This is a genomic window from Schaalia sp. (assembly GCF_050312375.1).
In the GTDB taxonomy this organism is placed as follows: Bacteria; Actinomycetota; Actinomycetes; order Actinomycetales; family Actinomycetaceae; genus Pauljensenia; species Pauljensenia hyovaginalis.
In genome coordinates this window covers 1-2,629 of the sequence record NZ_JBNOYB010000107.1, presented here as the reverse complement: position 1 = coordinate 2,629, position 2,629 = coordinate 1, and the positions used below count along the sequence as shown (strand labels likewise).

Below are 2,629 nucleotides of genomic sequence, written 5' to 3'. Positions count from 1 at the left end.
GGCTCAGGAGGGGGGCAAGAGGCGCCCGGGGAGGGCGGGGCGCCGTGCAGGCCCTGCGGGGCCCGCGCGGCGACGGCCCGGCTCAGCCGTTCCCGTTCCCGTTCCCGCTTCCGGAATTGCCCGAATTGTTCGACGGACTCGTGGGCTTGGGCCCCTTGGAGACCGTGAGATGGACGGTCGAGCCCTGAGGGACGATCGATCCCGATGAAGGGCTCGAGGAGAGGACGCCGCCGGCGGCGAGAGTGTCGGAGTACTCCTCGACGATCGACACGTCCAGAGTGAGCGCCTGGAGGGCCGCGACCACGGAGGCCTGCTCGTAGCCGACGATCGTGTCGGGGAGGGCGACCTTGCCCGAGGCGACGGTGATCGACACGGACTCGCCCTTGTTCAGGGTCTCCCCGGCCGCGGGGCTCGAACTCAGGATCTTGCCCGCGGACTGCGAGGGGTCATCGGAGGTCTGGACGTTGCCGACCTGCAAGCCCACCTGCGTGAGGTACTCGCGCGCTTGATCCTGGGTCATTCCCGTCAGATCGGGGACCGTGACGGTCTTCTTGCCGGAGGACACCGTGCCCTTGACGGTCGATCCCTTCTTCACCTTCTTGCCGACCGAGGGATTGACCTTCGCGATCTTGCCCTCTTCGACGGAATCCGAATCGACCTTGTTCGCATCGAGCTCCCAGACGAGCCCGAGCGCCTCCACGGCATCCTGGGCGGCCTCGGGGGTCATGTTGGTGATTTCGGGGATGACGACGGAATCCGATCCGCTGGAGAGCTTGGCGGTGACGGTCGTGCCGACCTCGACGCGCTCACCGGAAGGCGGATCGACCTCGGCGACCACGCCCTCGGCGAGCTCCTCGGAGGCGACCGTCTTGTCGGAGACCGCGAAGACGAGGCCCACCGACTCGACCGCCGCCTTGGCGTCGGCCTCGCTCATGCCGACCAGGTTGTCGGGAACGGCGACCATCTCAGCGGCCGGCTGCGAGCGGGCGAGGGCGTACCAGACGCCGCCGACGATGAGCAGAGCCGCGAGGATCAGCCCGAGGACGATCCACATCTTCTTCCGGCCCTTCACGGGCTCCTCGACTTCATCGGCCTTCAGAGACGGGATCGCCGAAGTCGGGCTCTGGACGGGCGCGAAGGCGGGTGCGGTCGGGAGCGTCGCAGTCTGTTCGGCGGGTGCGGGCATCGCCCGGGTGTCGGCCCATACGGCCGTTTCCGGGGCGTTGACGCGGCCGCCCCGGGTGGCGCGCATGAGATCGGCGAGCATCGAACCCGCGGAGGAGTACCGATCCTCACGGTTCTTCGCGAGCGCCTTGAGGACGACGCGGTCGAGGGGCTCGGGAACGTCCGGCGTGATCGCCGAGGGCGTGGGGGCGAGCTGCTGAACATGCTGGTAGGCGACCGCCACGGCGGAATCGCCCGTGAAGGGCGGGCGGCCCGTGAGGAGCTCGAAGAGGACGACGCCGGTCGAATACAGGTCCGAGCGCGCGTCGACCTGTTCGCCGCGGGCCTGCTCGGGGGACAGGTACTGGGCCGTGCCGACCACAGCGTTCGTCTGCGTCATCGTCGCCTGCGAATCACTGAGAGCGCGGGCGATCCCGAAGTCCATCACCTTCACCTTGCCGTCGGCGGTGAGCATGATGTTGCCCGGCTTGATGTCGCGGTGGACGAGGTGCTGCGAATGGGAGTACTCCAGGGCGGACAGCACCCCGGACACGATGGAGACGGCCTCATTGATGGGGACCGGCGTGCCGTCGGAGAGAAGGTCCTTGACCGTGTGCCCCTCGACGTACTCCATGACGATGTACGGCACGGAGATGCCGCGTCCGTCCGGGCCGAGCACCATCTCCTCGCCCGTGTCGTAGACGGCGACGATGTTCGGGTGATTGAGGGAGGCCGCCGACTGCGCCTCCCTGCGGAAGCGCGCCTGGAAGACGGAGTCCCGCGCGAGGTCGGATCGCAGCATCTTGATCGCGACGATCCGGGACAGTCGCGTGTCGAAGCCGAGGTGGACCTCGGCCATTCCGCCCCGGCCGATGAGCGAGCGGATTTCGTAACGGCCGGCTAGACGGCGGCCCATGGACTCGGCCATGTGTGAACCTCCTCGAGGACGGGGCGTCCCTCGCCGAGGATCGACGTGAGGGACCCGAGCATGTTGTGAATCGCGAAGGCGATGACTGCGATGACGGAGATGAGGATGATGAGGAAGACGAGCGCCCGCGCCGCGTGCTGAGCCGTGGTGAGCGGCGGCGCGACGCGGGAGCGGTTGTACTTCGTGGCTGCGGGCACGCAGGCCTCTGCGATGGCGGCGTTCGCCGGGCTGATGCTCAACCAGGGCCCCCGCCGGGGCCCCTGCGTCCTGGCCGAGCGCGCAGGGGCGTGTTCGGCCCGGTCTTCGGCGCGCTTCTTCAGACGCTGGGAGAGTTCGGCTCGCCGTTGCGCGCGCCCGTCATCGACCGATGCCCGTGGGACGACGCCGAGATCCCCCGTTGCGGCGGGCCGCGCGCCCGCCCCGCCGCGCTCGACGCCGACGGGAACCTCGCCGCCGGGTCCGTGGGCACGACCAGCATCCGTGAGGGCGCGGTCACCACCTCGAAGCTCACGGTCACCGACACCATGGCCGCGAAGC

3 protein-coding genes are annotated in these 2,629 nt (G+C 69.2%); 1 reads left to right on the top strand and 2 read right to left on the bottom strand.

Translation table 11 applies throughout. From position 1 onward, the window contains the following. Window positions 1–82: 82 nt before the first annotated feature. Entirely contained in the window at window positions 83–2,092 is a 2,010-nt protein-coding gene (gene pknB, locus ACQY7V_RS08750; RefSeq protein WP_428639820.1) for a Stk1 family PASTA domain-containing Ser/Thr kinase, read from the bottom strand. Next, entirely contained in the window at window positions 2,065–2,331 is a 267-nt protein-coding gene (locus ACQY7V_RS08745) for a hypothetical protein (protein WP_428639818.1), read from the bottom strand. Before ACQY7V_RS08745 ends, pknB begins: the two co-directional genes overlap by 28 nt. Before the next feature lie 48 nt (window positions 2,332–2,379). Between ACQY7V_RS08745 and ACQY7V_RS08740 the strand changes: the two genes are divergently transcribed. Next, on the top strand, window positions 2,380–2,629 hold a 250-nt coding region (locus ACQY7V_RS08740; protein WP_428639815.1), incomplete at its 3' end, for a hypothetical protein.